General features: G+C 71.9%; 24 protein-coding genes and 2 pseudogenes. 4 read left to right on the forward strand and 22 right to left on the reverse strand.

The annotated features are described in order from the left end of the window. Positions 1-212 precede the first annotated feature (212 nt). Positions 213-1,256 carry a glycosyltransferase gene (locus AC27LF_RS38775; protein WP_479663888.1) on the forward strand — a complete coding sequence of 348 codons (1,044 nt, stop codon included), beginning with the start codon at positions 213-215 and terminating at the stop codon, positions 1,254-1,256. 172 nt (positions 1,257-1,428) lie between these two features. Here the strand turns inward: AC27LF_RS38775 and AC27LF_RS38780 are convergent. Both AC27LF_RS38780 and AC27LF_RS38785 read right to left on the reverse strand, forming a co-directional pair. Continuing rightward, positions 1,429-2,028: pseudogene (locus AC27LF_RS38780) on the reverse strand (phosphotransferase); the annotation flags it as partial. A 569-nt stretch (positions 2,029-2,597) separates the two neighbouring features. Then, entirely contained in the window at positions 2,598-3,053 is a 456-nt protein-coding gene (locus tag AC27LF_RS38785) for a MarR family winged helix-turn-helix transcriptional regulator (protein WP_479663887.1), read from the reverse strand. Between the two features lie 67 nt (positions 3,054-3,120). Here AC27LF_RS38785 and AC27LF_RS38790 point away from each other — a divergent pair, with 67 nt between their 5' ends. Both AC27LF_RS38790 and AC27LF_RS38795 read left to right on the forward strand, forming a co-directional pair. Then, the gene (locus AC27LF_RS38790; protein ID WP_479663886.1) at positions 3,121-3,615 is read left to right on the forward strand and encodes a hypothetical protein; all 495 of its coding nucleotides are present in this window, start codon (positions 3,121-3,123) and stop codon (positions 3,613-3,615) included. Beyond that, positions 3,612-5,192, forward strand: a complete 1,581-nt coding sequence (locus tag AC27LF_RS38795) for a multicopper oxidase family protein (protein ID WP_479663885.1) — start codon at positions 3,612-3,614, stop codon at positions 5,190-5,192. Before AC27LF_RS38790 ends, AC27LF_RS38795 begins: the two co-directional genes overlap by 4 nt. A gap of 218 nt (positions 5,193-5,410) precedes the next feature. Here AC27LF_RS38795 and AC27LF_RS38800 read toward each other — a convergent pair. Both AC27LF_RS38800 and AC27LF_RS38805 read right to left on the reverse strand, forming a co-directional pair. Continuing rightward, a pseudogene (locus tag AC27LF_RS38800) lies at positions 5,411-5,581 on the reverse strand (integrase core domain-containing protein); the annotation flags it as partial. A 103-nt stretch (positions 5,582-5,684) separates the two neighbouring features. Then, the gene (locus AC27LF_RS38805) at positions 5,685-6,410 is read right to left on the reverse strand and encodes a group II intron reverse transcriptase/maturase (RefSeq protein WP_479663884.1); all 726 of its coding nucleotides are present in this window, start codon (positions 6,408-6,410) and stop codon (positions 5,685-5,687) included. Positions 6,411-6,603: 193 nt separating this feature from the next. Here AC27LF_RS38805 and AC27LF_RS38810 point away from each other — a divergent pair, with 193 nt between their 5' ends. Beyond that, a complete protein-coding gene (locus tag AC27LF_RS38810; protein WP_479663883.1) occupies positions 6,604-6,792 on the forward strand; it encodes a hypothetical protein in 189 nt (62 codons plus the stop codon). A gap of 28 nt (positions 6,793-6,820) precedes the next feature. Here AC27LF_RS38810 and AC27LF_RS38815 read toward each other — a convergent pair whose 3' ends face one another. The 18 genes from AC27LF_RS38815 to AC27LF_RS38900 form a co-directional block, all read right to left on the reverse strand. Further along, on the reverse strand, positions 6,821-8,557 hold the full coding sequence (locus AC27LF_RS38815; protein WP_479663882.1) for an ABC-F family ATP-binding cassette domain-containing protein: 1,737 nt from the start codon (positions 8,555-8,557) through the stop codon (positions 6,821-6,823). A 218-nt stretch (positions 8,558-8,775) separates the two neighbouring features. After that, the gene (locus AC27LF_RS38820; RefSeq protein ID WP_479663881.1) at positions 8,776-9,807 is read right to left on the reverse strand and encodes a GDP-mannose 4,6-dehydratase; all 1,032 of its coding nucleotides are present in this window, start codon (positions 9,805-9,807) and stop codon (positions 8,776-8,778) included. Next, positions 9,804-10,457, reverse strand: coding sequence for a D-glycero-alpha-D-manno-heptose-1,7-bisphosphate 7-phosphatase (locus tag AC27LF_RS38825; RefSeq protein ID WP_479663880.1), 654 nt, complete (start codon positions 10,455-10,457; stop codon positions 9,804-9,806). Before AC27LF_RS38825 ends, AC27LF_RS38820 begins: the two co-directional genes overlap by 4 nt. Next, positions 10,450-11,547, reverse strand: coding sequence for an NAD-dependent epimerase/dehydratase family protein (locus AC27LF_RS38830; RefSeq protein ID WP_479663879.1), 1,098 nt, complete (start codon positions 11,545-11,547; stop codon positions 10,450-10,452). The genes AC27LF_RS38825 and AC27LF_RS38830 overlap by 8 nt, the downstream gene beginning before the upstream one ends. 75 nt (positions 11,548-11,622) lie before the next feature. Continuing rightward, positions 11,623-12,351, reverse strand: a complete 729-nt coding sequence (locus AC27LF_RS38835) for an HAD family hydrolase (RefSeq protein ID WP_479663878.1) — start codon at positions 12,349-12,351, stop codon at positions 11,623-11,625. Positions 12,352-12,445: 94 nt separating this feature from the next. Continuing rightward, on the reverse strand, positions 12,446-13,411 hold the full coding sequence (locus tag AC27LF_RS38840; RefSeq protein WP_479663877.1) for an FkbM family methyltransferase: 966 nt from the start codon (positions 13,409-13,411) through the stop codon (positions 12,446-12,448). Positions 13,412-13,453: 42 nt separating this feature from the next. Beyond that, entirely contained in the window at positions 13,454-14,533 is a 1,080-nt protein-coding gene (locus AC27LF_RS38845) for a methyltransferase (protein WP_479663876.1), read from the reverse strand. Between the two features lie 16 nt (positions 14,534-14,549). Beyond that, on the reverse strand, positions 14,550-15,962 hold the full coding sequence (locus AC27LF_RS38850; RefSeq protein WP_479663875.1) for a phosphohexomutase domain-containing protein: 1,413 nt from the start codon (positions 15,960-15,962) through the stop codon (positions 14,550-14,552). A 27-nt stretch (positions 15,963-15,989) separates the two neighbouring features. After that, positions 15,990-16,484, reverse strand: coding sequence for a ferredoxin family protein (locus AC27LF_RS38855; protein WP_479663874.1), 495 nt, complete (start codon positions 16,482-16,484; stop codon positions 15,990-15,992). Next, positions 16,474-18,327 carry an alpha/beta fold hydrolase gene (locus AC27LF_RS38860; protein WP_479663873.1) on the reverse strand — a complete coding sequence of 618 codons (1,854 nt, stop codon included), beginning with the start codon at positions 18,325-18,327 and terminating at the stop codon, positions 16,474-16,476. The genes AC27LF_RS38855 and AC27LF_RS38860 overlap by 11 nt, the downstream gene beginning before the upstream one ends. After that, positions 18,312-19,217 (reverse strand): glycosyltransferase, encoded by a 906-nt coding sequence (locus tag AC27LF_RS38865; RefSeq protein ID WP_479663872.1) that lies wholly within the window; start codon positions 19,215-19,217, stop codon positions 18,312-18,314. The genes AC27LF_RS38860 and AC27LF_RS38865 overlap by 16 nt, the downstream gene beginning before the upstream one ends. Positions 19,218-19,256: 39 nt before the next feature. Continuing rightward, complete coding sequence (locus tag AC27LF_RS38870) at positions 19,257-20,525, reverse strand: B12-binding domain-containing radical SAM protein (protein ID WP_479663871.1); 1,269 nt, start codon at positions 20,523-20,525, stop codon at positions 19,257-19,259. 81 nt (positions 20,526-20,606) lie between these two features. Beyond that, the gene (locus AC27LF_RS38875) at positions 20,607-21,350 is read right to left on the reverse strand and encodes a sugar phosphate nucleotidyltransferase (protein WP_479663870.1); all 744 of its coding nucleotides are present in this window, start codon (positions 21,348-21,350) and stop codon (positions 20,607-20,609) included. Further along, a complete protein-coding gene (locus AC27LF_RS38880) occupies positions 21,347-21,844 on the reverse strand; it encodes an NUDIX hydrolase (protein WP_479663869.1) in 498 nt (165 codons plus the stop codon). Before AC27LF_RS38880 ends, AC27LF_RS38875 begins: the two co-directional genes overlap by 4 nt. A gap of 323 nt (positions 21,845-22,167) precedes the next feature. Further along, on the reverse strand, positions 22,168-23,292 hold the full coding sequence (locus AC27LF_RS38885; RefSeq protein ID WP_479663868.1) for a DegT/DnrJ/EryC1/StrS family aminotransferase: 1,125 nt from the start codon (positions 23,290-23,292) through the stop codon (positions 22,168-22,170). 779 nt (positions 23,293-24,071) lie between these two features. Next, positions 24,072-25,418: a glycosyltransferase family 4 protein gene (locus tag AC27LF_RS38890; protein ID WP_479663867.1), complete on the reverse strand. Its 1,347-nt coding sequence runs from the start codon at positions 25,416-25,418 to the stop codon at positions 24,072-24,074. 25 nt (positions 25,419-25,443) lie between these two features. Further along, complete coding sequence (locus AC27LF_RS38895) at positions 25,444-26,070, reverse strand: class I SAM-dependent methyltransferase (RefSeq protein WP_479663866.1); 627 nt, start codon at positions 26,068-26,070, stop codon at positions 25,444-25,446. Further along, complete coding sequence (locus tag AC27LF_RS38900) at positions 26,067-26,684, reverse strand: D-sedoheptulose-7-phosphate isomerase (protein WP_479663865.1); 618 nt, start codon at positions 26,682-26,684, stop codon at positions 26,067-26,069. Before AC27LF_RS38900 ends, AC27LF_RS38895 begins: the two co-directional genes overlap by 4 nt. Positions 26,685-26,689: the final 5 nt, after the last annotated feature.

The raw sequence follows: 26,689 nt of genomic DNA on the forward strand, positions 1-26,689 counted from the left end.
GGTGAGTGTTCCACGGGCGGCCGGGAGTGCGCTGGTGTGCGGCCTGCTCGGACAAGGGGAGGGGAAGCGCCGGGCTGTTGACGCTCTTCCGGCATATGGGCCCTCTGCGTGTCAGGCCCAGGAGTCGAGGGCGCGGGTGAGGTTGTTCTCCGCTTTGTGCAGCAGGGCGGCGAAGGTTTCGCTTCGGTGTCGGTGAAGCCGTCGAAGGTGGCGTGCTCCAGTTCCTGCCAGGCGTTCTCGACCTGGCGGCGCAGGGCCTGGCTGGCGGTGGTGGCTTCGACGGTCATGACGCGGCAGCCGTATGGCGAACCGTCTATCTCGGCTCCCACCAAGCGCCCTGGGACCGGGCCCCGCAGACCGCCCCCATGCGGACCTTCCTCGACGAGCACAACACTGCGTACGAGGAATCCCGGGAGGCTCTGCGCTACAGGTGGAACGAATTGGACTGCATGGCCGTACCGCAGCAGCGGATCATGTCAGCTGTGCGGAGCCTGCTGTCCCGGGTGCGGCCGCATGTGGTGTTCACCTCGCGGGAAGGCACGTCCGACATCGCCGCCCGAGCCCGGCCCGCCGCCCTCGTCGCAGGCATCCTGCACTCGATCTCCCAGACGGGACTCGGGGTCCTCGCCGGTCGCCCTCACCATGGACTGGCTGTCTCCGAGTTCGTTCTCCGGCAGGTGCCCTGGACTGACGGCACTCGGTTGTCCGTCCTGTACACGCCCTTCAGGCCGCCCAGGCCGGGGCAGCACCGCCGAGAGCGGTCCAGGGCCGTCCTCATGGTCAACCCGATCCCGGCGAAAGGCGCTGATCTCCTGCACCAGCTCATCCGCCGCATGCCCGAACAGCGCTTCACCCTGGTCGAAGGCTGGTGGAACACCGCCGAACAGTTCGCCGGCTATCCCAATGTGACCTACGTGCCCCGGGTCTACGGCATGAGCCCTCTCTACCGCAGTCACCGCCTCGTGCTGGTGCCGTCCGTAGTGGAGTATGCCTTCCCCCGCGTGATCATCGAAGCCGCACTGCACGGGGCCCCGAGCATCGGCACCAATCGCGGCGGCATCCCCGAAGCCATAGGCAACGCGGGCATCGTGCTTCCTGCCGAAGCCAGCGCGGAGGAGTGGACGGAGGCCATCCGCACCGCTGACCACCACCTGGGCCCGCAGGCGCGGCGACGAGCGACCACCTTCGCCCAGCCCCGCCTGCCGGATCTCGAACGCCTCGGGATCTACCCTGCGGTGAACGCGTCCTCGACCTGATCCAGTCGGTCCGTCCACCAGCGCAGACGGCTCCAGCGGCACCACAGACCGATACCCCTCGACGAACGCCGACACCCGTGCGAGGGTCGAACACTCCGCCCACCCCGAACTGTACCTGAGCCGTCCGCACGACCTCTTCCGCGTACGGGCGCACCGCGAGGCGGTCCCAGTCCAGGACGGCGGCAAGTTCCCCGCCTTCCCAGAGCAGATTCCGGTACTGCACGTCGCCATGCGTCCACCCGTGGTCACCTTCAGGCGCCGTAGACACCGGACGATAATCGGCGTACTTGAAGACGAGCGCCCGCCGGTGATCCAAGGCGGCAGCGGCTGCTTGATCGAAGTCACTGTCCGTGCCCTTGTCACGTACGGCCGCGGACAGCCGCTCGGCCTTCTCCACCGCCCGCTCCGGCGACGTGACGTCCGCGGTGATCGTCTCGGGCACAGCGGGCAGCAGTCCTCGACCGCAAGCCCCGCCCAGGCTCACATGCAGGCGCCCCAGGTGCGCGCCCAGCGCACCCACCTGGGCCCGGCTGAGATCAACACCCCGAATATGTGAGCCGGCCACCCACGGAAACAAGCACCAGGCACCACCGCCGACCTGCGCCACCAGCGACCCCGAGGCCGTGGCGACAGGGGCACTCACCGGGACACCATCGCCGGTAAGGGCGGCCAGCACCCCGAGACTGCGCTGCAACCGCTCCAGCGAAACATCCGTGACCCGCTTCAGAGCGAACATGCCGACGGACGTGTCCAGCCTCCAGTTGGCGTTCATCAGCCCATCAGCGAGATAAAGACGCTCCCGCACGTCGCCAAGACCGAAGGCATCGATCAGTCTTCCGGGCACACTGTCGGCGATATCGCTTCGGACGGCCACGGTGGCATCAATCACCCCACGGACGATACGCGAGCACGCCCCACCCGAGCATGACGATCACTCGAACACCCGCCTCGCTCCCTGAGTGGCTCCGTCCCCTCGTCAACAGTGGCGATTCCAGCCACTCCTTCCGCTGATCACGGGGGCTGATCGGCCCCAGACCCGGCGCTCCGGTCTCATTCGTCCGGCACCGTCCGGACTTCCCGTCGGCAGTCGCTCCACAGCCCACCAGGGCAAACGAAACCCAGATCGCTCTGCGGTCGGATACTCGGTGGTGTACACGCCGTTGATCTCACAGCGCGAGGACCCGCACGAACTAAGCAGCCTGGGTAGAGTCCAGTGCGGTACTGCGCCCCTGCGAGGGACGCGGGGCTGTATCGGTATGCGGCTCCGCCGCGTGGGCGCGACCAGCCCCCACCGGCCCGCGGGTTCATCACCGTGCTTCCAGCGGAGCACTTGGCGCTGCGTCAGACCTCCGGGGCCGCCACGAAGCGTTCCAGCAGAGTGCAGAGTAGGTCACGGTCGCCCTCGTCCATGTGGCCGAGGAGCCGTGCGGCCACGTCGTCGGCGACGACGGACGCCTCGGCGAACAGCGCCCTGCCCTGTTCGGTGATCTCGACGGCGTAGGCGCGGCGGTCGGTGGGTGAGGGGCGGCGTACGGCCAGACCGCGGGTCTCCAGATCGTCGACCGTGCGCACCATCGAGGACTTGTCGCCGCCCGTGAGGTCGATGAGCCGGCGTTGGCTGAGCGGTCCGTGCAGGTCCAGGTTGAGCAGGACGCCGTAGTGGCGACCCTCGATGCCCAGGGGACGCAGGGCGTCGGCGAACGTATGGGCAGCACGTCGCTGAGCGAGGCGGAGCAGCAGGCCGACGCGGACATGGCCGGTGGCGGGCGAGCGTGGGGTGGAGTCGGGCGGGTTCATCGGCATCAGCATAGGGCAGGCTGAGATTGGTTACGGCAAGACAGTTCCATATGGCACTATCTCGTGCATGCCTAAATCGATTGCATCCACCTCGCCCCAGGTCCATGCGCCGCCCCCACCCGCGAACGCCGGACGTCCTCCGGTGCGGCGCTGGGCCCTGCTGCTCTTCCGGACGGTGGTGACCTGCGAGGCCGTCCTCGCTCTGGGTCAGGCGGTCCTCGCCGGAAGCTTCCTGTCCGGCCACTACGCCGCCCTCGACCTCCACGCGCTCAACGCCACCGCCACCGGGCTCACCGCCGTGGCGCAGACCGCGGCCGCGCTGCTGCTGTGGCGGCCGGGCGGCGGACCGGGCTGGCCGGCCCTGGCCTCCGTCGCGCTCTTCGGCGCGGAGGCCGGGCAGATAGCCATGGGGTACGGGCGGGTGCTCGCCGTTCACGTCCCGCTGGGTGTGGCCATCATCGCCGCTACGTTGCTGATGCTGGTCCGGGCCTGGCGTCCGGCGGCCGCATGGACCCCGTCCCCCCGTACCGAGGGCTCCGCTGCCGAGGAGAGGTCCGCATGAGCGGCGGCATGACCAGGCGGCGCCTGCTCGCCGCGGCGGCTGTGGGCGGCGGCGCGCTCACCGCGGGCGGATGGGCCGTGGCCGGCGGGGCGCTGACGTCCGGTCAGCCGGGGCTGCTGCTGCGCAGCCGGGCCCCGCTGCCGAGGCCGTACGAGGTGCCGCTGCCTGTGCCGTCCCTGCTCGCACCGGTCAGTACGAGCGGCACGGCGGACGTCTACGAGATCACCCAGCGGCCGGCGCGGCTGCGGATCCTCCCGGGTCTGGAGACCGACGCCTGGACCTATGACGGGACGTTCCCGGGACCCACCATCGTGTCCCGTTCCGGACGGAGGACGGTGGTGCGGCACCGCAACGAGCTGCCCCGTCCGACCGTGGTCCACCTGCACGGCGGACACACCCCGTACGGCAGCGACGGCTACCCGACCGCGTTGATCCTGCCTCGGAACAGCACGGCAGGCATGGCAGGCATGGCAGGCATGCCGGGCATGTCCGGGGCCGGTGGCGCGCAGGACACCGTTGCCGGGCAGCGGACGTACACGTACCCGATGGAGCAGCGGGCCGCCACCCTCTGGTACCACGACCACCGCATGGGCTTCACCGGACCGAACGTCTGGCACGGGCTCGCCGGATTCCATCTGGTCCACGACGACGAGGAGGCAACCCTGCCCCTGCCCGCAGGGGAGCGCGACATCCCGCTGCTGATCGCCGACCGGTCCTTCGCCGCCGACGGCTCCTTCCAGTACCCGGCGCTCGATGCCGGACAGCGCACAGCGGGCGTCACCGACCGGTACATGGACGGTGTCCTGGGCGACGTCATCCTGGTCAACGGGGCGCCCTGGCCGGTGTTCGAGACCCAGCGGCTGCGCTACCGGCTGCGGCTGCTCAACGGCTCCAACGCCCGCCGCTACCGACTGGCGCTCGACCCCGCGCCGCCGGGCGGCGGCGCTCTGGTGCAGATCGGCGGCGACGGGGGCCTGCTGGAGCGGCCGCTCGCGCACAACACTCTCGACATCGCCCCGGCCGAACGCTTCGACGTGGTCGTCGACTTCGCCCGCTACCGGCCCGGCACGCGGGTACGGCTGGTCAACCGCCTGGGCATCGGCGGCACGGCGGCCGTCATGCGGTTCGACGTCTCCGGGGCCCGGCCGCCGGCCGACGACTCCCGGGTACCGGACCGGCTCTCGGCGATCCCCGCACCGCGGCCCGAGCGGGCCGCGGCGACCCGTACCTTCCACTTCCAGCGGCGGGCCGGATCCGGATGGACCATCAACGGCCGCCCCTACGAGCCAGGCAGGCCGCTGGCCACCGTCCGCCTCGGCACCACCGAGGTGTGGCGGTTCGTCACCGACTTCCACCACCCCGTCCACCTGCACCTGAACCACTTCCAGGTGACCGCCCGCAACGGCCGGCCGCCTGGCCCGTACGACGCGGGCTGGAAGGACACCGTGGATCTGCGTCCCGCCGAGTCCGTGGAAATCGTCACGCGCTTCACCGACTACCCGGGGCGGTTTCTGCTGCACTGCCACAACCTTGAGCACGAGGACATGGCGATGATGGCCGACTTCGTCACGGAGTGAGCCAGTGTCTCTAAGCACCGATCAAGCTGGATCATCAGCAGCGACCGTCGGCCTCGTGAATCGCGCCCCCGATACGTGCCTGTTACGCGCCTCCCGGCGTGATCCGCTCTCGCCGCAGCCTGCTTGTCGGCAAAAGCGAGCGTCGGCGTCACGCTTCGCCTTGGGCGGTGTGCAGGTATGCGGTGAAGTCCCGGGGGGCGGGGGCCGGGGGGAGTTGGCTAGGTGTATTGCCCTGAGAGGTTGGGGACGCGGCTGGCGGGTGGTTGGCCTTTCAGCGCGGTGTGTCCGCGGTGGTGATTGTAGGTGTGCAGCCAGTGGGGGAAGGCGTCCCGTCGTTCCTGCTCTGATCGGTAGGGGCGGGCGTAGGCCCATTCGTCCAGCAGGGTGCGGGTAGGGTCGGCCGAGCGGCGAGGTCCCTGTTGCGCAGGGCCTTTTCCGCTCGGCCTCCCACCGAACCGGACGGGCCCGGCCGGGCATCCGGCTCTCCAGTGACTACTGCGTGAGCGCCGTGTTCAGCTTCCCGGTGTGGATGTGCTCGTGACAGGCGCCGCAGACCACGAGGGCCTTGCGCCGGCGCCTGGCCGTCAGGTTCATCCAATCGGCGGGCTGCCCGTCCAGTCGGCTGAGGTCGTTGAGTGACCTGATGTGGTGAACCTCCACCTCACCAGCCTGCTCGCAGACTTCGCACCGATTTCCCTGGAGCCGACGGATCAACTCCTTGTGGGGATGGACGGGACCGGTCAGACGGTCGGTCAGCTCCGCCGTCTTCTGCCGTTCGAGGGGAATCCCTCCGAATCGGACCACCAGTTCCTTCCTGTTGTCCCGTGGCATGCGAGCCTCGAAACAAGTGCGTGGCCCGTAGGGCGTCTGGATCTTGGCCTTGAAGCGGGCCGCCATCTTCGACACCGTGGAGCCATGCTTCCGCGCCACAGTTCGGAGCATGGAAGTCTCCATGACCCAGCGCAGCCGGTGAAGCCGGAAGACGTCACTGGCCATCAGGTAGTACTGGACAACGCCCCTGTACTCGATGGCGAATTTGCCGACAATGACATGGTCGGACTCGTTCACGAGCGAGTTCTGGCAAGCAGGTTTTCCTCGTGCCATGTAGGGGGTGTACTTGGATTTGATCGCGTCGACGGGAACGTGCAGGACGATCGCTCCGTTCACGGAGCGGCGGTTGCGCCGGTCCGATGCGGACGGCTTCAGCTCGCCGCTCACCAGGCACCCTGGCAGAGTTCAGGGCAGCCGCCACCCGGGAACCGCATCCCGGTCTCGACCGGCCCTCCGACGCAAGAATCTCGGAAGAGGTCCACAGCTACGAGGACGCCATCGGCGCCGTGGACTACCACCTGCCCGGCGAATACCGGGACCTTGACCCCCTGCTGAAGCGGCGAAGCCGAACATCGGCGGGGTGCGTGGTGGCCACGATCATGGTGGGCCGAGGCCGGCGACCGCCGGTCCGGCGAACGTCCTTCACGCCTTCGAGGGCGCGTTCGTCTTCGGCCACGACGAGACGTTCCTGCACGCGATCGGTGTGACCCGATGGCTGCGTCCGGAGGACGGCGTGGTCGCGGAGATCCCGGCGCCGGCACGCGGCTGACGGGGGCGCCGCCCCATGCGCGGGCTGCTCAGCCGGGGCGGCGCAGACGGCCGTCCGTCAGTTCGAGTACGCTGTCCGCGTAGCGTTCGCGCAGGGCGCGGTCATGGGTGACCAGGACGATCGGGCCGATGAACTCCTCGATCGCCTCCTGTAGTTGCTCCACCAAAGGCAGGCTGAGGTGATTGGTGGGCTCGTCGAGCAGCAGGAGGTCCGGGCGGGCGGCGAACAGCTCCGCGATGCCCAGGCGGCGGCGCTGGCCCGTCGACAGCCGGTCCACCGGCACCGCGAGGTCACCGCGCCGGAAGAGCCCGAAGCGGCCGAGTTCGGCGTGCGCGCTCTCGTGGTCGAGGGCCCGGCGTTGTGCGTAGACCTCCAGGAGAGTGCGGTGGCCGTCCTCGTACACCGTCTCCTGCGGCAGGTATCCCACCCACGCTCCGTCCCGCAGGGTGACGGTACCGCGGTGGGCGGGCAGGACACCCGCGAGTACCCGCAGCAGGGTCGACTTGCCCGCGCCGTTGGGGCCGACGACGACGGCGCGGTCGCCCTCGCGGAGGTCGAGGTCCACGCCGCGGAGCACGTCGGCCAAGCCGATGCCCGTGGCACTCAGCAGCGGCGGCCGGGTGCGCTCCGGCTGCTCCCTGGGGGCCGCGGCGTCGTCCGGCGCGGCCGCGGTGGCGGGGGGCCGGAAGCGCAGTGGCTCGGGCGGGCGCGGGACAGGGTGCTCCAGGAGCCGTTGCAGGTTGAGCCGGGCGGCCCGGGTCCGGCGGGCGATGGTGGCCTGGGCGCCGCCGCCCGCGTGGTCGTAGCCCATCTTGTCGCGGTCCCGCATCAGGCCACCGCGGTCACCGGCGGCGCCCGCCCGGTGGAGCCGCTCCCGCACACGGTCGGTCTCCTCGCGCCAGCGCGTGTACTCGCGTTCCCAGCGGGCACGGGCGGCGCGCCGTTCGGCGAGGTAGTCGTGGTAGCCGCCGCCGTGGCGCACGGCCGAGCCGCGGGGGCCGTCCAGATCGACGATGGCGGTGACCGCGCCGCCGAGCAGACAGCGGTCGTGGGAGGCGATGACGCACGGGCCGCGGTAGCCGCTGAGCCAGTCCGTGAGCCAGTCGGTGGCGCGGTCGTCGAGATGGTTGGTGGGCTCGTCGAGGAGCAGCGCGGACGGCTGCGCGAGGACGAGTTCGGCGAGCGCGAGCCGGGCCCGCTGACCGCTGGAGAGCCGCCCCACCGGGTGTGCGGGCGCGAGGCCGCTGAGGCCGAAGACGGCGAGGACCTCCCCGGTGCGTGCCTCGCGCTCCCATCCGCCCCGGTCGGCGAAGGCGTCCTGGGCGCGGCCGTACTCGGCGAGGAGGGCGTCGAGGCCGGCCGGGTCGGTTTCCTCGGTGTGTGCCATGCGCTGTTCGAGGTCCTGTAACCGTGCGGTGATCGCGTCGAGTTCGGCGTGCGCGCGGTCCAGTACGTCGGTGACGGCCCAGTCGGCCGGGAAGTCCGGCTCCTGCGGCAGGAACCCGACGCGGCCGGTGACGGCCCGCAGCACGGTGCCCCGGTCGGGGGCCAGGCCCCGGGCGAGGATCCGCAGCAGGGTGGACTTGCCGAGGCCGTTCTCACCGATCAGGCCGATGCGCTCGCCCGCCGCGACGGTCAGGGAGATGTCGCGCAGCACGGGCCGGTCGCCCAGGGTGCGGTAGACGCCTTCGGCCGCCAGGTGGGCCGCGCCGCGGCTGCCCGCCAGGACATCGGCGCTGCCGGGGAGGTGAACGGTGTGCTCCATGGCTCCAGTATCGGGTCGACATCGGGGCGGGAATCATCCGTGGCTACCGGGTCGGCGCCGAGTCCGGGGCCGCGGCTGTGCTCGCGGGGCGTGCCGTGCGGGGCCGCGGGCGCGACCAGCGGTGGCGGGCCAGGGCCACGAGCGAGGCGGGGAAGCACAGCACCGTCAGGGACGGTGGCCGGCTCCTCCCCGGCGCGCCCGGCGGCAGCGGCCCGGGTTCACCAGTCATGGACGTCCCTCGGTGCCGAGGAGTGGCGCAGCTCGCTGCGCGCCCGTTCCAGGTCGGCCTCGACCATCATCCGGATCAGCTGCTCGAAGCCGACCCGGGGCTCCCAGCCGAGCTGGGTGCGGGCCTTCTTCGGGTCGGCGCACAGCAGGTCCACCTCGGCGGGGCGGACCAGGCGGGGGTCGCTGACGACGTACTCCCGCCAGTCCAGGTCCACCGTCTGGAAGGCGATGCGCACCGCGTCGCGCACGGAGTGCATGTGCCCGGTGCCCACGACGTACTCGCCGGGTTCCGGCTGGGCGAGCATCAGCCGCATGGCGCGTACGTAGTCCCCGGCGAAGCCCCAGTCGCGTACGGCGTCGAGGTTGCCGAGGCGCAGTTCGTCCTGCAGGCCGAGGCTGATCCTGGCGGCCGCCCGGGAAATCTTGCGGGTGACGAACTCCCGTCCGCGCCGCGGGGACTCGTGGTTGAAGAGGATCCCGGCGGTGGTGAACATGTCGAAGGACTCACGGTAGTTGCGGGTGATGAGGTGTCCGTACGTCTTGGCGACGCCGTAGGGGCTGCGGGGCCGTGGAGGGGTGTCCTCGTTCTGGGGTACCGCGGTGACCTTGCCGAACATCTCGGAGGACGACGCCTGGTAGAAGCGTATGGTGCCGACCGGGGCGGCGCCGGACTTGCCGATGCCGCTGACGATGCGGATGGCCTCCAGGATGCGCAGCACGCCCATGCCGGTGACCTCGCCGGTGAGTTCTGCCTGCTGCCAGGACAGCGGGACGTAGGAGATGGCCGCGAGGTTGTAGACCTCGTCGGGCTGTACCTGGTCGACGGCGGCGACCAGGCTGCTCTGGTCGAGCAGATCGCCCTCCATGAACCGCAGTGCGGCGGCGATCCGCTGGATGCGACGGCGGTGCGGGTTGGCCTGGCCGCGGACCAGGCCCCACACCTCGTACCCGAGTTCCAGGAGGTGTTCGGCGAGGTAGGAGCCGTCCTGGCCCGTGATGCCGGTGATCAGTGCGCGTTTCACGGTCTGGCTCCTTCCTTCGGCCGGGCGGCAGGCGGATGCTCGTCCCCGGGACGGGCCAGCGGCGGCCGCCAGTCGACCGTGGCGAGTGTCGCGATCAGTTCGGCCGCCTCGGCGAGCGTGGGGACGCTGCCCAGGCAGCCGGGGTGCCGGGCGGGTGGTCCGCCGCGTCCGCTGCGGACGTGGACCGAGCAGCAGCCCGCCGCACCGGCGGCCATCAGGTCGGTGTCGTGGTCGCCCACGAGCAGCGCCCGGGACGGGGCAACTCCCAGGTGGGCCAGGGCGCCCGTGAGGAGCCCCGGGCGGGGTTTGCGGCAGGGGCAGCGGACGTCGGGCCGGTGCGGGCAGTGGCGGATCACCGGGCGGGGCACGCCGACGGCCGCCAAGTCCTCGGCCATGCGGTCGTGGATGCGGCCGAGTTCGTGCTCGGTGAGCAGGCCGCTGCCGATGGCCGACTGGTTCGTCACCACGGCCAGGCGCAGGCCGAGTTCCGTGAGACGCGCGCAGGCGTCGAGCGCGTCGGGCAGCCACCGCCACTGGTCGGCGCGGGTCACGTGGTCGGGGCGGTTGACGTTGAGGACGCCGTCGCGGTCGAGGAGCACCGCCTGGAGCGGCGCCGCGCGTGCCGGGCGCCGTGGTCGGAGGTCAGCCATGGCCCGGCCTCAGCAGGGCGGACGTCCCGGGCCGGCCGGATTCCGGGTCGGCGGTGGGCGCGGGGGTGCTCTCGGCGATGAGTTCCCGGACCGCGGTGCGGACGGCGGCGGCCGAGGTCAGCCGGGGCCGCCAGCCGAGGCCGAGCAGCCGCCCGGGGCTGACCCGTACGGTGGGAATGTCGCCCCGCCAGCCGCGCTCCCCGGTGCCGTAGGCGATCTCGCTGTCGGCGCCCGGGAATTCGGCGACGGCGATGCGGGCGACGTCGGCGGCCGGGGTGGTGTCGGTGTTGCACACGTCGTACGCCTCGAACGCCTGCGGGACGGCGTAGCGCGCCTCGCCCGGCGCCTCGGCGAGTGTCGTCAGGGCCGTCACGCAGTCGGAGACGTGGAGGTAGCTGCGGGTCTGGCTGCCGTCGCCGAGGACGGTGAGCCGGCCGGAGTCCTGTCGCAGCCGGCCGACGAAGTCGTGCACGATGCCGCGCCGCATGCCCGCGCCCACGATGTTGGAGAGCCGCGCGGCCACCGCGCGGAATCCCGTCTCGTGGGCGGCGGCGCACAGGAACGCCTCGGCCGCGGCCTTGCCCGCGCCGAACCGGGTCGTCGGGCGCGGCGGGCGCGCCGGCGACGCAGTCCCGTCCGGTGGTGTGCCGGGGCCGTCCTGGTCGCCGTAGACGAGTTGGCTGGAGGCCATCACCACGCACCGCGGCGGGTGTTCGGCGAGCGCTTCGAGGAGGGCCACCGTGCCGGCCACGGTGGTGTCCAGATCGGCGCGGCCGGACTGGGCCCAGGAGCGGTTCTCGGTGTTGGCACCCAGGTGGAAGACCCAGCGGGCGCCGCCCGTGAGCCCGCGCAGCGTCCGGGTGTCCCGCAGGTCGGCCTCGTGGTAGCGCAGACGCGGGTCGGGGCCGGCGCCGCGCAGCCGGTGCGCCGCCGACCACGGGACGACGTCCACGGCGGTCACGTGGCAGGGTCCGGTCAGCAGCTTCGTCACGAGGTGCGATCCGATGAATCCGGCGGCTCCGGTGACCACGGCGTGCGGTACGTCGCCGGGGATGTCCTCTGGTACGTCTGGTACGTCTGGTACGTCCATGTCCTGGCCTTCCGTGACTGGTCGGGTGAGGGTGCGGTGGTGGACCGGGCGGGGGTGGCGCCGGTTCTTGGTGTCTCAGCGGACGGCGTCGAGGAGTTGGGACAGGCTGCGGATGCGGGTGTAGCGCACGGTGTCGTCCGGGTAGATGCCCAGCGGGTCGTAGAGGATCGTGGGGGGCAGGTGCGGTGGGGCTCCGTCGAGGGTGTCGCCGACATAGCGGCACTGGTCCAGGGGCCGGCCCAGGGCGACGGCCGCCATCCGGAAGATCCTGGGGTCGGGTTTGGCGATGCCGACGGCGTACGAGTCGAGGACGCCGTCGAGGCGGTCGAGCAGTCCGGCCCGCGCCAGTTCGGCGTGGGCGTGGCCGTCGGCGTTGCTGACGACGTAGCGCTGGACGCGCCGGGGCAGGGCGTCCAGGAACGGCACGGCCTCGGGGTTGACGACGCTCCACAGCACCGTGTCGTCCACCTCGTGCCGGACTGCCCGCCACAGCGATTCGGCGGCGTCGGGTGGGCATCCGGCGTGGGTGGACCACCGGAGGGCGAACGAGAGCGGGCCGGTGTCCGGCTCGCTCTCCAGGTCGCGGTCGCGGGCCGCGAGAGCGACGGCGCGGCGTGCGGTGCCGGGATCGATGCGCAGCCCGAACCGCTTGCCGTAGTGGGCGATGACCTCGCCGTCGAGCAGGATCAGGACGCCCCCGGAGTCCAGGAGCAGCGCCGGGGGGTGCGCTGTTGCGCTCCTCGGGGGGCGAGGCCGGGCGGGGCCGGGAGGTGTGGCGGAGGCGCGGGGCTGTGCGGTGCTCATGGTGGCTCCTCTCCACCTTCGGTCCCGGGCCGGGGCCGAAGGGCACCGGACGTGACCGCCACGGGCCGCGGTGGTCACTTGCGGCGCGTGGCGGTCACCGGGGCCCAGGGGTCAGGAACAGGTTCACGAACTCTCGTTCCGTGCTCTGCGCGGCCTTGACGAACTCCTCGTCCGGCAGGCCCGGGTCGATGTCCAGGTCGTCGACGATGTCGCGGGTGAAGCCGAGCGAGGAGTAGACCCGCAGCACCTCCACGGGGTCCGCGCCGCGCTCGCGGATGCCCGGCGGCCAGAACTCGACCAGCATCCGGGGGCGGCAGCGGTGCAGCGTGCGCCGCATTCCGAGGATCGCGAGGTGGTCGCCGCCCTGGAGGTCCACCTTGACGAAGTCGATCCCGGGCACGTCGTCGAGGATGTCGTCCAGGGCAATCACCGGTACGGGGTGGCCGAGTTCGCTCGGCTGGTCGAGGACCCGGTGGTCGCCGGTGTTGCCCTCCTTGTCCCGGCGCAGGTGGGCGATGCCGGGCCGGTCGCCGGCCGCGGCGAACACCGGGGTGACGTTGGAGGCGCCGTTGCGCAGCAGGTTCTGCACGAGCAGCTGGTGGTTCCAGGCGTCGGCCTCGATGGAGATGACCCGGCCGTGGGACTGCACGAGCTGGGACATCAGGAGGCTGAAGTAGCCGATGTGCGCGCCGATGTCGAGGACAGTGGTGCCGGCGGTGACGGTCTTGCGGATCGCGGCGTCCTCGTCGGCCTCCCAGCGGCGGGTCTCGGCGATCTCGGGCCGGATGATGGTGTCGTCACCGTCGATCTGGAGGGCGCCGACGTCGGAGTCGAGGTGGGCGGGAAGCCGCCAGCGCGGTGCCGCGGCGCCGGGTTCGGCGAAGGCGCCGCCGACGATCGGCCGCCACAGCCGCGCGGTGGTCGCCCCCGCCGCCCGCGCGTCCTGAGGGGAGGCTCCGTTGGTGGTGGCGATCGCCGCGGCGGCGGCGCGCTGCACGGTGAGCGCGTAGTCGGCGGGCGAGGGGCCGCCGTAGGGGGCACGGTTTCCGGTTTCGGTCATGCGGATCCGGGTCCTTTCTCGGATGTACGGGGCTGGGTGTGGTCAGGCGGGTACGCCCTCGACGACGCTGTGGTAGTGGGCTTCGAGGTAGCCGTGGTCGGCCAGCTTCCGCGTCATCGTGTGCCGGAACCCGGCAGACGTGAACAGCTGAGCGAACTCGGCCTCGGTGCGTACGCGTCCGCGCGTGGTCACCAGCAGATCCATGTCAGTGGTGACGATGCCGTGGGCGGGCCCGAGGTCGTCGGTCCCCATCGGCATCAGCGGCTCCATCACGAGGATCCGGCCGTCGTCGGGGATGACATCACGGCAGTTGCGCAGGAGTGTGCCGACCCGTTCGTCGTCCCAGTCGTGCAGGACGCTCTTCATCAGGTACAGATCGCCGCCGCGCACCACCTCTTCGAAGGCGTCCCCGGCGACGGCCGTGCAGCGGTCGGCGACACCGGCCTCGGCGAGCAGCCGTCCCGCCTGTGCCATTCCTTCCGGCCGGTCGAACACGATGCCCTGGAGGCCGGGGTGGGCGGCGAGCACGCAGCTGAGCAGGGCTCCGTTGCCTCCGCCGACGTCCACGACGGTCTTGCACCAGGAGAAGTCGTAGCCCTGGGCGAGGGCGGGGCCCACGGCCTTGGTGTCCTCACCCATCGCCGAGTTGAACACCGCGTAGTCCTCGGGACGTTGGGCGTAGTACGTGAAGTAGGGCACCCCGTGGATGCGTTCGAAGCCGTTGCGGCCCGTGCGGACGGTCTCGGCGAGGTCGCCCCAGCTTCGCCACATGGCCTCACCGGCGAAGAGCAGCACCATGGCGCACAGCGAATCCGGTACGTCCGAGCGGAGCGGACGGCCCATCGGCGTGAGGGCGTAGCGGTCGGGGCCCGCCGGGGCGACGATGCCGGCGCCGTCCATGCCGCGCAGCAGGCGACGCAGCGACATCTCGTCGGCGCCGCTGCTGCGCGCGAGTTCGGCGCAGGTGCGGGGGCCGTCGGCCAGGGCGTCGGGCAGGCCGAGACGGACTGCGGCGTGGATGATCTGGGCGGGCATGGAGCCGAAGGCCAGTTGCCACAGACGGGCCGTCTGCTCGTCGTCCTGCGGCGTCTCCGCCTGCGGGGCGGGGTCGTGGGTGGTCATGGTGGGTCCCTCTCCTTCAGTGCGCCGGAGCCGCGGGGGCGTGTGGCGGGTCGGACGGGGCGGGGGATGCGGACTGGACGAGGCCGAGGACATCGGCGCGCAGGTACTGGGCGGTTTCCGCGTCGGGAGCCTCCACGTTGAGCCGCAGCAGGCCACGGCTCTCGGTGTGGGAGGGCCTGAGGTTGAACCAGGCGCCGTCGCCGCGGCGGGCCGTGAGCCCGTCGAGCCAGTCGCAGGTGGTGTCCGGGCGGCCTTCGACGGCTAGGGCGACCGCGCGCAGCCGCTCGTCGGGGTCGGTGACCCGCATCGCGGTCTCCGGCAGGGTGGTGCGGCCCGTGCGGGGGCGTACGAGGTGGGACACCGTGCCGGTGCTCTCCGCCATGGCGGCCAGGACGTGCAGTGCCGCGAGGAGACCGGAGTCCGCGTTCCAGAAGTCCCGGAAGTAGTAGTGCCCAGAGTGTTCGACACCGAGCACGGCTCGGCTGCGCGCCATCTCCCGCTCCATGCAGGAGTGGCCGGCCCGGGAGCGCGCCGAACGGCCGCCGAGCGCGGTCACCGCGTCGGGCAGGGACTGGGAGGTGACAGCGCTGTGCACGACCGTGGCGCCGGGCTCGGCGGAGAGGGCACGCTCGGCGAGGAGCACGCCGATGGCGCTCGGGGGGACCGTCTCGCCACGCTCGTGGACCACCACGCAGCGGTCCGCGTCGCCGTCGAAGGCGAAGCCCACGTCGGCACGGTTCGCGCGGACGCGGGTGCGCAGGGCCGCGGTGCAGCCGGGTTTCATGGGGTCGGCGTCAGGCTGCGGGAAGGCGCCGTCCACGGCGAAGTTCATCGGGACGACGTCGACGGGCAGCGCGCCGAGGACGGCGGGTACGGTGAGTCCGGCCATGCCGCCGCCCGCCTCGACCACGGCGGTGATCCGCCGCGCGGGCGCCGTGGCCGGTGCAGCGAGGGCGAGCAGGTGGTCCCGATGGCCGGCGAGCACCGAATGGTCCCGGACGGTTCCAGTACCCGCCGTGCGCGCGGGCGCTGGGGCGCGCGCCACGTCCGGCAAGGTGCGCAGTCCGGTGTTCCATCCGACGGGTTCGGCGTGCGCGCGGCACAGCTTGATGCCGTTGTAGTGGGGCGGGTTGTGACTCGCGGTGATCATTGCGCCGGGACGGCCCAGGGCCGCCGAGGCGTAGGAGAGCATGTCGGTGCTGGCCAGGCCGATGCGTACGACGTCGCTGCCCTGGCCGAGCACGCCCCGGACGAAGGCCCGGGTGAGCCGTGGCGAAGAACGGCGCATGTCGTGCCCGACGATCACTTCGCCCTCCGGCACCAGGCGCGCGAAGCGCGCCCCGAACGTCTCGACTAGGTCCTCGTCGAGTTCGTCGTCCACGATGCCTCGTATGTCGTACGCCTTCACCACGGCGGCTGCGTCGCCCATGTTCGGCTCCTTGCTGTCCGGCCGCGCTCACCAGCGGCGGATACGGGTCGGCTGCACGGGGGGACGGCGGGTGCCGTCCGGGAGGACGTAGGGGTCCTCCGGGCCGAACGGCTCCTCCCACCACTCCTCGCGAGCGGGCTGCCATGTCTCGTCCGGGTAGATGCAGTCGACGGGGCAGACCGGGGGCAGGCACTTGCCGCAGCCGGAGCAGAGTTCGGGCAGGATGGCCATGCCGTGGCCGAGGTTGAAGACTGCGCCGAACTGGGACGGGCATGCCTCTACACAGGCGTCGCAGCTGATGCACTCGCTCTGCTCGATACGCAGGGGTGGCCGCCGCCACTGCGCAGGGCGCGTGCGGTCGGTGACGCGCTGGGCACGGGGAGTCTCCTGGGCCGGCGTCGGCTCGGTCCTGGAGCGCCGTTCGCGCCGCCCCGCGGGGCGGTCCGGCTCGCCGCCGCGCCGGTCTGCGGGGTCGCGTCCGCTGCTCTGCCGGGCGGGCCGGCCGGGGCGTTCATCGGTCATGGGCGGGATCCTCCGACACGGGTGAGGCCATGAGGGGTGCTGGCATGAGTGGGGTGATGCAGGGTTGCCGGCCGTCGGTGGGGCCGAGGGCGGCGGTCGTCCACGTGATCGTGGCCCGTACGGCGGCGGCCAGGCCGTTCGCCGAGAAGCCGTGGCTGCCGTCGACGATGTGCAGCGTCCAGTCGGGGCGCCGGTCGGTCTCGTCGAGGAGGAGGCGGGTGGTGGTGTCGGGGTGCTCCAGTTCCTCGGACCCGTAGACGACGAACACCGGTACTCCGCTCTCCCGCAGCAGTCCGGGGTAGTCACGGCCGCGGTCGTCGCGGGTGTAGGCGACGCCGAGCCACAGGCCGCACCAGGCGGCGGCGAGGGTGCCGTCGACGCGCTGCAGGCGGGGCGCGGGCCCGTCACCTTCCTCGCTGAGGATCGGTCCCCACAGGACGGCTCCGGTGACGGCCGGCAGGTGGTGGGCGGCCATCGCGGCGAGCCGGGCGCCCGCGCTGTTGCCCACCACGACGAAACGTTCGGCCACTCCCTGTGCGCGCAGCCGGTCGACGGCCGCGCCCAGGTCCGTCAGGCGGCGGCTCCAGGTGGTGTGCGTGAAGCAGCCGTCGCTCACTCCTGTGCCCCGACTGTCGTACCGGAAGACGGGCACGCCGTGCCTGGCCCCGGCGTGGGCCAGGAGAGTGCCGCACTCGTGGATGTCCACGCGCTGCCCGGGGTTGCCCGGTTCGTAGACAAGGCACACGGGCCAGGGGCCGGGACCGGCGTCGGGCGCGTGCAGGATGCCGAGCAGTTCGTCGCCTTCGGAGGTGAGGTGCGCGGAGCTGATGACGGATGTCCCGGGGCCGGGAACCGAGTCCGCCGTCCGGCCGGTGTACGGGCCCGGGGCCGAGGTACCGAAGGGCGGGGGGTGGTCCTCGGCGGCCGGAACAGGGTGGTCCGTGTGTACACCCGGGGTACGGCCCGCGCCGACGGGCGGGGGATCCGCGGGCGCGTCCCGGACACCGTCCGCACCACCCGTCGGCGTAGGGGCCCTGCCCGTCAGGAAGTGCTCCGCTGCTGTCATGACGGTCTCGCGCGGCTCGTGTTCCCAGTGCCAGCTCGGAGCCCACTTGGTCGGCCGGTGGCTGATCTCGCGCAGGGGCAGTCCGGTGTCGCGGGCCCAGGACCCGTCCTCCTCCGCGGCCGCGACGACCAGCGTGCGGGTGCCGCGCAGCGCGGCGAACGCCGGGCCGGCGGCTGCGGACGCGTCCGCGAGCAGCCCGGCGTCGACCGGCCCCGCGGGCTGCGGCGGCTGATAGGGCTCGCCGACGGCCGCGTCGAGCAGGGCCGCCGCGACCGTGCTGTCCTGGAGTTCGTCGGGGGCCGCCCGGCCGCGCGTGCGGAGAGCGGCGAGTTCCCGCGGGGCCCGTGGGCCGGACCGCCACAGCGCCAGATCGGGGCAGACGAGCACGCCGGCGGCGCTCTCACCGGCCGTCAGCAACTCGGCGGCGAGCACGTTGCCGAGGCCGTAGCCGATCACGGACACCGGGCCGGCACCGGTCTGCCGGGCATGGGCGACCACGGCTCGCGCGGCGGCCCGTGCCCCGGACCAGGTCGCCGGGCGGCCGGTGGCGGCGCTGTCGGCGTGACCGGGGTGGTCGTACTGCAGGACGTTCACGCCGCGGCGACGCAGCCGGCGGGCGAGGATCGACCACAGGTAGCGCGGCTCGCTCATCCCGATGGCGAGTCCGGTCAGCAGCACGACGGTGGGGGCGGCGCCGTCGTGCTGGTGGCGCACCACGCAGACCGGGTCGGCGGGTCCGCGCGCCGTCAGGAAGTACTGGCTCAGCCGCGGCCGCATGCCCACCGCTCCCCCCGTCGGGTCCGCCGGGCCGATGCCCGCAGGGACTCCTCGAACTCCGTGACGGACATCCCGTCCAGCGTCAGGCCGAGCAGCAGCTCCGCCGGAACCCCGGGATGCTTGCGCTCGAAGTGCGCGGCCGAGCGCTCCAGCGCCTCGCGGTAGAAACCGGCCGGTCTGCCGTGCGCGAAGTGGTCGTTACGGGCGGCGGCGCAGTGCCGGAACTCGGCTCCGAGCGTGACGAGGCGGTGCCCGAGTTCCAGATGTTCCAGGCCCCACCGGGTGAAGTCCTCGTCGAATCCGCCCGCTCGGTCGAAGAGCTCCCGGCGCAGTGAGACGTTGCCGGACAGGAAGCTGAGCCAGCGCACCGGTGAGGTGGTGCGCCCCGTCTCGTCGTAGACGGCGCAGACCTTCTTGACGAACGCGGGGGTACGCGACCGTCGGCGCAGCGCCTCCCCGTCGGTGGCGAGTTGCTCCTTGACCTCGAAGAGGCGTTCCTCGAAGGAGCTGACGTACATCTCCTTGACGTCCCCGACCACGACGCGGTCTCGCCCGCCGTCGTGGGCGCGGGCATGGGCGCGTACGAAGCCGGGCACCGGTGCGCGGTCCCCGTCGCAGAAGACGACCACCGCTCCCCGGCTGATCCGCGTTCCGGTGTTCCTGGCGGCGGCGCGGCCCCGCGCGGGGGCGTGCTCCGCGCGCAGCGGCAGCCGTTCCCCGGCGGCCCGCAGTACGTCGGCGGTGGTGTCGGTCGACCCGTCGTCGACGACGACGAGTTCCCAGGAGCCCGGCGGGGCGTCCTGGCGGGCGAAGGCGTGCAGCGTCGCGTCCAGGCGTGCCGCCTGGTCGCGGGTCGGCACGACCACGCTGATGTCCGGCGGGATGGTCACCGCGCACTCCGTTCCACGGCTGTCATCGGGCTCTTTCGTTCAGACGACGACCAGGTCCTTGCCCAGCCAGTAGGTGCGGCCGGTCAGGTCCGCCTCGGCGAAGCGCCGCTCGACGTCGAGATAACCCTCGACGAGCTGATCCGCCGTCAGCAGCTTGGGGGTGAAGGTCACGGCCAGGGGGTCGTCGATGCCCTGGGGCCGCTTCTCCAGCAGCCGTCCCTCCCGGCCCAGGTGCTCGTACAGGGGCGTGCCGGGGATGGGGTAGAGGATGCTCAGGAACAGGCGGGAGACCTTGGTGCGCATGGCGAACTCGTAGGTCTCGTCGAAGACGTCCGGGTCGTCCCAGTCGAACCCGAAGATGACGTTGACCTGGGTCTCCACTCCCGCTTCGTGCAGGCGAAGGAGCAGTTCCTCGGCCTCCGGGATCGTGAAGAAGGTCTTCTCGGTGAAGACGCGGTTCTTCTCCCGCACGCTCTCCACCCCGAAGGAGACCACGCGCATGCCCCCGTCGAGCGCCGCCTGGACGACGTCGGGATGGCGGGCGAGGTTGAAGTCGGTCTGGCAGCCCCATTCGATGCCCTCGCCCGCGAGGCGGCCGAGGAGTTCCTTGGAGCGCTTGGGGAAGACGAGGAAGTCGTCGTCGCGAAAGACCACGCGGGGGATGTGGAACCGGTCGCGGTAGGCGAGGAGTTCCGCGTGCACGTCGTCGACGGGGCGGTAGCGCCACTTGCTGTAGAGGAACTCGCTGCAGAAGGTGCACCTGCGCGGGCAGCCCCGCGCGGTGAACGAGGGCAGTACGTGCGGCTGCTCGATCTTGCTGAAGTCGACCAGGTCGAACCGGGGCAGCGGATGGCCCGTCATGGGCACCATCTCGTCGCTCTGGTACGTCTCCTTGAGTTCGCCGTGGGCCAGGTCGGCGAGCAGGTGCTGCCACAGGACGTCGGCCTCGCCCACGACGACCGAGTCGGCGAAACGGCGGATCACCGGCACCAGGCTGTGGTTGTCCTCGATGGTGGCGGGGCCGCCGACGACGACGCGGGGACCGAGCCTGCGGATGGTGCGGGCGAGTTCCAGGGTGCGTTTGAGCTGAATGGTCTGGGTGGTGATGCCGACGATGTCGTAGGAGGGGAGGTCGTAGTCCCGCTCCAGGTCCTCGCACACCTCGTAGACCAGGTCGACGTCCCAGTCGGGCGGGACCATCGCGGCCAGGTAGGGCAGGGTGAGGGAGATCAGCTGTGTGGGCCGCATCTCCTGTTTGTCCAGGCCGTCGGGGGTGTAGACGGCGGGTTCGACCAGCAGTATGCGCACGGCGACTCCTCGGGTCGCGGGGATCGGCGGACAGTACGTCGGGGCCCGGCCGGGGCTCCGGGCGGGCGGGAGCGGTTCCGGTCAGGGAACGGGGTGTTCGTGTCGGCTTCGGAAGCGGGCGTAGCGTTCGGGTGTGCCGATGTCGGTGAAGGGCTCGGCGACCAGGTGGGCGCCGAGCGCACGGCGCCTGACGAGGGCGCGGAACAGCACCCCGAGGTCCACCGGGTCCCGGTGCGGTTCCAGGTGCCGCAGGGCGTCGCGGCGCAGCACGCACACGCCGGTGTCGGTCCAGAGGGTGTCGGGGTCTTGGGCGGCGTCCTTGTCGTAGCGGGTCACCCTGCCGTCGTGGACACGGGTGTTGGGGCGTACACCGGTGGCCGCGGAGGTGAGGACCATGGCGGCCTCGTCCCGGGGGCCGAGCCAGCGGGCGGCGTCGGCGTAGGGGATGTCGAGCAGGGTGTCGCCCAGGACGAGCAGGAACACGTCGTCCAGGTGCGGCACGGCGGCCCGCAGTGCTCCCGCGGTGCCGCGCGGGGACGTGTCGACGTGGGCGGTCACCTCGATGGGCGCGGGCAACCGGTCCAGCCGGTCGAGCACCGGCTGGGCGAGGTGGCCGAGGCAGAAGTGGAAGCGGCGCAGCCCGGCGTCCAGCAGCGGGGCGAGGAGCAGATCGAGGAACGGGCGGCCGGCGACGGGCATCAGGATCTTCGGCCTGCGGATGGTCAGTTCGCCGAGCCGGGTGGCCTTTCCGCCTGCCAGGACGGCGACTTGGAGCCCGGTGCGGTGCCGGCCGGACGCGGCGGCGCGCACGTCGTGCGGTGTCATCGCGGCTCCCCGGCCCTCGACGGGCTGTCGGCGGACAGGAGTCCGCGGTGGTGGGCGCGCAGGAGGGCCAGTGCGGTGGGGCCGTCCTGGAGCTCTCCCGTGGTGGCGAGGGCCAGGGCCTCGGTCACCGGGAGGGGGCAGGGGCGGATGGCTTCGCCGTCGTCGAGGCGTGGTTGTCCGGGGCTGACGTCGGCGGCCAGGAAGAGGTGGACCTGTTCGTTGGAGGAGCCGCTGGAGGGCCAGACGGTGCCCAGGGGGTGCAGGAAGCCGGCGCGGGCGCCGGTCTCCTCGGCCAGTTCGCGGCGGGCCGTCTCCTCGGGGCTCTCGTCCGGCTCGCACCGTCCGGCCGGCGCCTCCAGGCACCACTGGCGCACCGCGATCCGCCAGGACCGGATCAGCAGCAGGGTTCCGTCGGCGGTGACGGGCAGCACCAGGGCACAGCCCGGGTGGTCCAGGTAGTACCAACTGCGCTCGCTCCCGCCGACCTCGGGCACCCGCGCCTCCCGGACGACGAGCCACGGCGTACGGAACGCGGCGCGCGGGGGGACCGCGGCACCGTCGCACTCACCGGGAGGAGTTACGGGCCCAGCGGCGACGGGGGTGCCTGGGCTTCCGTTGGCGGGGGCGAGGGCGGGGCCCGGCATCCGGGCGGCGGGAACGACGCCCGGCCTACCATCGGCCGAGCCAGGGCCCGACCTCCCGTCGGTCAGGACGACGCCCGGCCCCCCGTCCACGGAGGCGACGCCAAGCCCCCGTTCAGAAGGGACGACATCCGGCAACCCGGCAGCCGGGACGCTCCCGTGTCGGCAAGCGGCCGTCATGTCGTCCCCACCTCCGCCAGGGACTCCGACAGGGCCCGCACCACGTGCGTCAGCCGCTTCTCGCCCAGACCGGGGTAGATCGGCAGGCACAGCTGGCCGGCGCAGCCGCGCTCGGTTCCGGGGAGGCTGAGGTCGCGGTGGCGCTCGACGAGCCACGGCTGATGGTGCAGGGGGGTGGCGTACACCTCGCCCGCCGCCTGTACGCCGCGCCGGCGCAGGACGGCTTTGAGGGCGTCGCGGTCGGTGCCGGACGGGAGCAGCAGCATCGCCTTGTAGCCGCTGCAGGGGTGGTCGGGCACAAGGAAGTCACCGACGGGGAGTCCGCGCAGGGCGTCCGCGTAGCCGGCGACGACTTCGCGGCGGGCGGCGAGGGCCCGGGGCAGTCGGGCGAGCTGGGCACGGCCGAGAACGGCCGCGAATTCCGGGAGCCGGGCGTTCCAGCCGGGGCGGGTGTGCCGGCTCACCCACGCCTCGGGCTTGCCGAGGTTGCGTAACAGGCGTATCTCCTCGGCGAGTCGGGGGTCGCCGGTGATCACCATGCCGCCCTCGCCGGTGGTCATGACCTTGGTGGCGAAGAATGAGAAGGCCCCGGCGACCCCGAAGGTGCCCGCGTGCCGGCCGTCGCGTTCGCTGCCGTGGGCGTGTGCGCAGTCCTCGACCAGGGCGATGCCGCGCCGCTCGCACCAGGCGGCGACGGCCTCGGTCTCGGCGCTGATCAGGCCACCGGTGTGCACGACCGTCACCGCCGCCGTACGCGGGGTGCAGGCCGCGCGCACCTGCTCGACCGTGGGCGCCATGGTCGCCGGGTCGACGTCGGCCAGTCGTACGGTCGCTCCCGCGCGTTCGGCCGCGATGTACGTCGCGAAGTTGGTGCCCGCCGGAACGACGACCTCGCGGCCGCGTACGTCCAGGGTGCAAAGGATCAGCTCCAGGGCGGTGGTGCCGTTGGCGACGGCGACGGCGTGCGGGGCCCGGGTGAACGCCGCGAACTCCTCCTCGAACGCCTCGACGTTGGCGCCCTGGGAGAACTTCCCGGCGCGCAGCAGCCGGTCGACCTCGGCGAGTACCTGGCGGCGCTCGTCGTCGGGCACCTCGATCTCGACGGCCGGAACGAATGGCATGCCCACCCCTCTCGAAATCTTTGGGTTCATCATGCGACGGCCTGCGTGGGCGCACTGCGGAGAAAAATTTCCGAGGCGCATGCGGGGCGACCTGTTCCACAATGCATCAGACCCTTCCGGACGCGCAACACCTGCTCTCAGTTATTTCGCATCCGACCCACTTGACGGCGCCGCGCGCACTGCCTTATCAATTTTTCATGACGCTCCAGCATATTGCCCGGCAGGCCACCTCGTTCCTGGCCAGGGGCTACGATTCGCTTTCCCGCCCGCTGCATCCTTCGGTCGCCGAGCTGATCGGCCGTAACGTACCTCGGCTCGACGGCCCCTGGCTCGAACCGTTCAACGGCCAGCATGCGCGGCAGCGCATGTTCCGGTCCCTGGTCAGCGCGGTGCGACCGGCCGCGCTTTTCGAGTCGGGCAGCTACCGGGGTGCCTCGACGCGCTTTCTGTGGCATGTCTCGGGAAAGCCCGTCTACACCGCCGAAAAGAACCCGAACTTCGCTCGGTACGTGGCCCGAGAATTTCGCCATGTACCCGAAGTCAAAGTAATCAACCGAGATTCTCGCGAGGCACTGAAGATCTTGCACAAGGGCTCATACGTGCCGTCCTCGGAAGTATTCATCTGCTATTTGGACGCGCACTGGAATGCCGACCTTCCCTTGCGCGACGAGGTGGCCTTCATTCTTCAGAAATGGCCCCTCTCGGTCATTGTCGTGGACGATTTCAAAGTGCCCGACGACAGCGGCTACGGATTCGATGTGTACGGCGACACCGAACTGTCAATCGACTATCTCGGTCGGTCCGCTCTGGGGGAGAGCCACGTTCTGTGGCCGAGCTGCCCCGCGCATGAGGAGACCGGATACCGGCGCGGCTGTGTCGTCCTGGCCTCGCCCGGGACGGTGTCCGTCGTCGGCACGCTTCCCGAGCTGCGCCGGATCCCCGGGCCGGCGATCGGCGGCTGACCGCAGCCGCCGGTACACCTCCAGGTATCCGTCGACCATCCCGTCGGCGCCGAACTCCCGTCGTGCCGCCTCCTGGGCGCGGCGGCCGGCCGCAGCGGCCCGCTCCGGGGCGTCGAGCAGTCCGCAGACCGCGCGGGCCAGCGCCTCGGGGTCGCGTGGCGGCACCGGGACCGTACCGGGGCAGCACTCCATGACCTCCGAAAGACCCGATACCTCGGTCGCCACCAGTGGGCGGCCCGCGGCCACCGCCTCGATGGCGGAGAGACCGAGACCTTCGGCGTGGCTGGGCTGGACGACCACGTCCGCAGCCCCGTAGAGCGCGCGCATGGAGCCGAACGGCCGGTCGGAGGTGCGCAGCAGCACATGCCCGCGCAGCCCCAGCTCGTCGATGTCGCGCTCCAACTGCTCCTTGTAGGCGGCCGACGCCGAGTTGAGGGAGCCCACCAGGGCGGCCCGGGCCTGAGGGTGGCGTTCGACGATCCGGGCCATGGCCCCCACGAGTTCGCGCTGGCCCTTGCGTTCCTTGTACCGCCCCACCAGCAGCACCAGGGGCTCCCCGGGCGCCACGCCCAGCCAGGCACGGGCGTCTGCGATCTCCCGCGCGTCGGCACCGCCGTACAGGCCGGTCTCGATGCCGTACCGCGCGATGTGCACCCGGGCAGGGGGCGCGCCGTGGGCGATGGCCTGCTCGCGGTAGGCACGGCTGCCGGCCACCACCGCGTCGTACGGCAGATGCCCGAAGACGAACCGGGAACGGGAGGCGCCGAACGGGTCGGTCTCGGGGGTCGTCTCGTTCATCGTCACCACGACAGGACAGCCGACGGCTGCCCGCATCATGGCACCGAGGACGGCACCCACCTGGCAGAACGTCTGCAGGATGTCGACGGGAGCGGAGCCGATGAGGCGTTCGGCGTCACCGAGCAGGCCGAAGACCCGCTCCTCCCAGGGCACCCGGTCCGGCCGGTCCCAGAGCGCGGAGTCGGTGCGCACGCGGTGCACGCGCACGCCGAGCAGTTCCTCCCGCTCCGCCGTGCCCGGATAGCGCTCGGTGAGTACGTCGACCTGGTGTCCGCGCCGGGTCAGGCCCGCCGCCAGTGTGTAGATCTGTGTCTCCGACCCGCCGTGGACGGGCGGGAAGGTCGGGGTGAGGAACCAGATGTGCACGGCGCTCCCTTCCGCCGGCGGGCCGTCAGGTCCGCCAGAGCTGGGCGAGGTAACGGTCGCCTGCGTACGTCACCTCCTCCACGGCCGTACGCTCGGCGACGGCCGCCAGGCCCCGGTAGGCGGTCAGGGGCCGGATCACGGTCGAAGTGGTGGTGCTGGAGACGTCACGGGCCATGGCGGCGGGATGGTGGCCGTCCACGACGAGGAGTCGTCCGCCCCGCTCCACCACCACCCGGGTCATCTCGCGTACGGCGGCCAGGAACACCTCCTCGTCCGTGAGGTGCTGGAGCGTGAAGACCGCGAGGACGGTGTCGAAGGAGCCGCCTTCGAAGGGGAGCCGGTCGATTCCGGCGCGTACCGCCTGGGCCGGTTTCCCGTCGAGTGCGCGCGTCGCCCGGCGCACCATCTCCGCGGACCGGTCGACGCCCACCGTCCAGCGGGCCCGGTCGCCGAGCCAGGCAGTCAGCCGTCCGACTCCGCAGCCGAGGTCGAGCACCCGGTCGGCGCCCAGGTCCGGCAGCAGCCGGTCGATCAGCGCCTTCTGCTCGCGGTCGACCCGGTCGCACTGCTGGGGGGACCAGCGGCGGGAGAGCACCGCGTGCAGCCCGGGCCGTCCGGCCCGCTCGTCCCAGACATCCGTCGCCCCCGTCACGTCGGACGCCCTACGACCGGCGGGAGGCTCGCACGCACCGCGGGCGGTCCGCCGACGGTGCGGGAGCCGGGACGGGCGCCGAGCCCTTCGGTGATCATGTGGTTGACGGCGAGATGCATGTCCTCGACGACCCCGTAGTGGTCGGCGGGCACCGTGATCACGACGTCCGCCAGGGAACGCGCCGTACCGCCGTCGAAGCCGACGAGCGCGATCGTCTCCACGCGGTGGGCGCGCGCGGTGGTCAGTGCCTGGACGATGTTGGGTGAGTTACCGCTCGCGCTGATCGCGACGAGCAGGTCGCCGGCCCTGGCCTGCGTGGCGAGCTGCGCGGCGAAGACGGCTTCGTAGGAGACGTCGTTGGCCCAGGCGGTCAGCACCGAGGTGTCGAGCAGCGGCACGACCCGTAACCCCGCCGACAGGCCCGGTGTGGCCGTCTTCGCCAGGTCGCACGCCATGTGGGATGCGGTGGCCGCACTGCCACCGTTGCCCGCCACGAAGACGGTGGCGCCCCGGGCCCGGGCCGCCGCGATCCGGTCGACGGCCGCGGTCACGTCGTCCACGTCGAGTCCGCGCGCCGCGTCGACCAGGGCCGTGAGATAAGTATCCGGTTCCACTGAGT

The organism is Streptomyces diversicolor (assembly GCF_057537855.1).

Bases quoted from the DNA above. Each gene is read 5' to 3' on its own strand.
- AC27LF_RS38835 (WP_479663878.1), bottom strand. From the start codon at position 12,351: ATGAGCACCGCACAGCCCCGCGCCTCCGCCACACCTCCCGGCCCCGCC.
- AC27LF_RS38830 (WP_479663879.1), bottom strand. From the start codon at position 11,547: ATGGACGTACCAGACGTACCAGACGTACCAGAGGACATCCCCGGCGAC.
- AC27LF_RS38875 (WP_479663870.1), bottom strand. From the start codon at position 21,350: ATGACACCGCACGACGTGCGCGCCGCCGCGTCCGGCCGGCACCGCACC.
- AC27LF_RS38855 (WP_479663874.1), bottom strand. From the start codon at position 16,484: ATGACCGATGAACGCCCCGGCCGGCCCGCCCGGCAGAGCAGCGGACGC.
- AC27LF_RS38845 (WP_479663876.1), bottom strand. From the start codon at position 14,533: ATGACCACCCACGACCCCGCCCCGCAGGCGGAGACGCCGCAGGACGAC.
- AC27LF_RS38825 (WP_479663880.1), bottom strand. From the start codon at position 10,457: ATGGCTGACCTCCGACCACGGCGCCCGGCACGCGCGGCGCCGCTCCAG.
- AC27LF_RS38840 (WP_479663877.1), bottom strand. From the start codon at position 13,411: ATGACCGAAACCGGAAACCGTGCCCCCTACGGCGGCCCCTCGCCCGCC.
- AC27LF_RS38815 (WP_479663882.1), bottom strand. From the start codon at position 8,557: ATGGAGCACACCGTTCACCTCCCCGGCAGCGCCGATGTCCTGGCGGGC.
- AC27LF_RS38795 (WP_479663885.1), top strand. From the start codon at position 3,612: ATGAGCGGCGGCATGACCAGGCGGCGCCTGCTCGCCGCGGCGGCTGTG.
- AC27LF_RS38785 (WP_479663887.1), bottom strand. From the start codon at position 3,053: ATGAACCCGCCCGACTCCACCCCACGCTCGCCCGCCACCGGCCATGTC.
- AC27LF_RS38790 (WP_479663886.1), top strand. From the start codon at position 3,121: ATGCCTAAATCGATTGCATCCACCTCGCCCCAGGTCCATGCGCCGCCC.
- AC27LF_RS38850 (WP_479663875.1), bottom strand. From the start codon at position 15,962: ATGGGCGACGCAGCCGCCGTGGTGAAGGCGTACGACATACGAGGCATC.
- AC27LF_RS38885 (WP_479663868.1), bottom strand. From the start codon at position 23,292: ATGCCATTCGTTCCGGCCGTCGAGATCGAGGTGCCCGACGACGAGCGC.
- AC27LF_RS38860 (WP_479663873.1), bottom strand. From the start codon at position 18,327: ATGCGGCCGCGGCTGAGCCAGTACTTCCTGACGGCGCGCGGACCCGCC.